The organism is Mammaliicoccus sp. O-M54 (genome assembly GCF_022386035.1).
In the GTDB taxonomy this organism is placed as follows: Bacteria; Bacillota; Bacilli; order Staphylococcales; family Staphylococcaceae; genus Mammaliicoccus; species Mammaliicoccus sciuri_A.
This window is the reverse complement of the sequence record NZ_JAJNJE010000019.1, coordinates 1-3,211: the sequence shown is the minus strand read 5'-3', so window position 1 is coordinate 3,211 and position 3,211 is coordinate 1. Positions and strand designations below refer to the sequence as shown.

The window sequence follows — 3,211 nt, the reverse complement described above, 5'->3', positions numbered from 1 at the left end:
TAACGAAATTCAACAAGCTTAATAATCGCGCGTCGTCTTTATAGACGACATCACAGATTAATAACAGTTATTTTCTTAAACATTATGTATAAGGAAATATAGATTAAGTTATTAAGGGCGCACGGTGGATGCCTTGGCACTAGAAGCCGAAGAAGGACGTTACTAACGACGATATGCTTTGGGGAGCTGTAAGTACGCTTTGATCCAGAGATTTCCGAATGGGGAAACCCAGCATGAGTTATGTCATGTTATCCGCATATGAATACATAGTATGTGAGAAGGCACACCCGGAGAACTGAAACATCTTAGTACCCGGAGGAAGAGAAAGAAAACTCGATTCCCTGAGTAGCGGCGAGCGAAACGGGAAGAGCCCAAACCAATAGGCTTGCCTATTGGGGTTGTAGGACACTCTATACGGAGTTACAAAGGAAATGATTAGACGAATGGTTTTGGAAAAGCCAACCATAGAAGGTAAAGGTCCTGTAGTCGAAAGTCATTTCTCTCCTGAGTGGATCCTGAGTACGGCGGAACACGTGAAATTCCGTCGGAATCTGGGAGGACCATCTCCCAAGGCTAAATACTCTCTAGTGACCGATAGTGAACCAGTACCGTGAGGGAAAGGTGAAAAGCACCCCGGAAGGGGAGTGAAATAGAACCTGAAACCGTGTGCTTACAAATAGTCAGAGCCCGTTAATGGGTGATGGCGTGCCTTTTGTAGAATGAACCGGCGAGTTACGATTTGATGCAAGGTTAAGCAGTAAATGTGGAGCCGTAGCGAAAGCGAGTCTGAATAGGGCGAATGAGTATCTGGTCGTAGACCCGAAACCAAGTGATCTACCCATGTCCAGGTTGAAGTTCAGGTAACACTGAATGGAGGACCGAACCGACTTACGTTGAAAAGTGAGCGGATGAGGTGTGGGTAGCGGAGAAATTCCAATCGAACTTGGAGATAGCTGGTTCTCTCCGAAATAGCTTTAGGGCTAGCCTCAAGTGATGATTATTGGAGGTAGAGCACTGTTTGGACGAGGGGCCCCTCTCGGGTTACCGAATTCAGACAAACTCCGAATGCCAAATAATTTAACTTGGGAGTCAGACTATGGGTGATAAGGTCCGTAGTCGAAAGGGAAACAGCCCAGACCACCAGCTAAGGTCCCAAAATATATGTTAAGTGGAAAAGGATGTGGCGTTGCCCAGACAACTAGGATGTTGGCTTAGAAGCAGCCATCATTTAAAGAGTGCGTAATAGCTCACTAGTCGAGTGACACTGCGCCGAAAATGTACCGGGGCTAAACATATTACCGAAGCTGTGGATTATCCGTAAGGATAATGGTAGGAGAGCGTTCTAAACGTGTCGAAGCATGATCGTAAGGACATGTGGAATGTTTAGAAGTGAGAATGCCGGTGTGAGTAGCGAAAGATGGGTGAGAATCCCATCCACCGATTGACTAAGGTTTCCAGAGGAAGGCTCGTCCGCTCTGGGTTAGTCGGGACCTAAGCCGAGGCCGATAGGCGTAGGCGATGGATAACAGGTAGATATTCCTGTACCACCTATGATTGTTTGAACGATGGGGGGACGCAGTAGGATAGGCGAAGCGTGCTGTTGGAGTGCACGTCCAAGCAATAAGACTGAGTGTTAGGCAAATCCGGCACTCGTAAGGTTGAGTTGTGATGGGGAGTTGGATCATGAATCCGACGAGTCGTTGATTTCACACTGCCAAGAAAAGCCTCTAGTTAGAAAATAGGTGCCCGTACCGCAAACCGACACAGGTAGTCAAGATGAGAATTCTAAGGTGAGCGAGCGAACTCTCGTTAAGGAACTCGGCAAAATGACCCCGTAACTTCGGGAGAAGGGGTGCTTTTTAGGGTGCAAGCCTTGAAGAGCCGCAGTGAATAGGCCCAAGCGACTGTTTATCAAAAACACAGGTCTCTGCTAAACCGTAAGGTGATGTATAGGGGCTGACGCCTGCCCGGTGCTGGAAGGTTAAGAGGAGTGGTTAGCTTCTGCGAAGCTACGAATCGAAGCCCCAGTAAACGGCGGCCGTAACTATAACGGTCCTAAGGTAGCGAAATTCCTTGTCGGGTAAGTTCCGACCCGCACGAAAGGCGTAACGATTTGGGCACTGTCTCAACGAGAGACTCGGTGAAATCATAGTACCTGTGAAGATGCAGGTTACCCGCGACAGGACGGAAAGACCCCGTGGAGCTTTACTGTAGCCTGATATTGAAATTTGGCACAGCTTGTACAGGATAGGTAGGAGCCTTTGAAACGTGAGCGCTAGCTTACGTGGAGGCGCTGGTGGGATACTACCCTGGCTGTGTTGACTTTCTAACCCGCACCATTTGATCATGGTGGGAGACAGTGTCAGGCGGGCAGTTTGACTGGGGCGGTCGCCTCCTAAAGAGTAACGGAGGCGCTCAAAGGTTCCCTCAGAATGGTTGGAAATCATTCGCAGAGTGTAAAGGCACAAGGGAGCTTGACTGCGAGACCTACAAGTCGAGCAGGGTCGAAAGACGGACTTAGTGATCCGGTGGTTCCGCATGGAAGGGCCATCGCTCAACGGATAAAAGCTACCCCGGGGATAACAGGCTTATCTCCCCCAAGAGTTCACATCGACGGGGAGGTTTGGCACCTCGATGTCGGCTCATCGCATCCTGGGGCTGTAGTCGGTCCCAAGGGTTGGGCTGTTCGCCCATTAAAGCGGTACGCGAGCTGGGTTCAGAACGTCGTGAGACAGTTCGGTCCCTATCCGTCGTGGGCGTAGGAAATTTGAGAGGAGCTGTCCTTAGTACGAGAGGACCGGGATGGACATACCTCTGGTGTACCAGTTGTCGCGCCAGCGGCATAGCTGGGTAGCTATGTATGGACGGGATAAGTGCTGAAAGCATCTAAGCATGAAGCCCCCCTCAAGATGAGATTTCCCAACTTCGGTTATAAGATCCCTCAAAGATGATGAGGTTAATAGGTTCGGGGTGTAAGCGCAGTAATGTGTGTAGCTGACGAATACTAATCGATCGAAGACTTAATCAAATTTTAAATCGGTTTTAGCCGTAAAATCTACTTACTATCTAGTTTTGAATGTACAATACATTCATCATAAGTTATTACTATTTGTCTGGTGACGATAGCAAAGAGGTCACACCTGTTCCCATGCCGAACACAGAAGTTAAGCTCTTTAGCGCCGATGGTAGTTGGGCTTACGTTCCGCGAGAG

General features: G+C 48.8%; 2 rRNA genes. Both read left to right on the top strand.

Annotated features, from left to right (window positions below):
• Positions 1-101: 101 nt before the first annotated feature.
• Positions 102-3,028 (top strand): 23S ribosomal RNA (locus tag LQ673_RS14615).
• An 84-nt stretch (positions 3,029-3,112) separates the two neighbouring features.
• Positions 3,113-3,211: ribosomal RNA gene (rrf, locus tag LQ673_RS14610) — 5S ribosomal RNA — on the top strand; the annotation flags it as partial.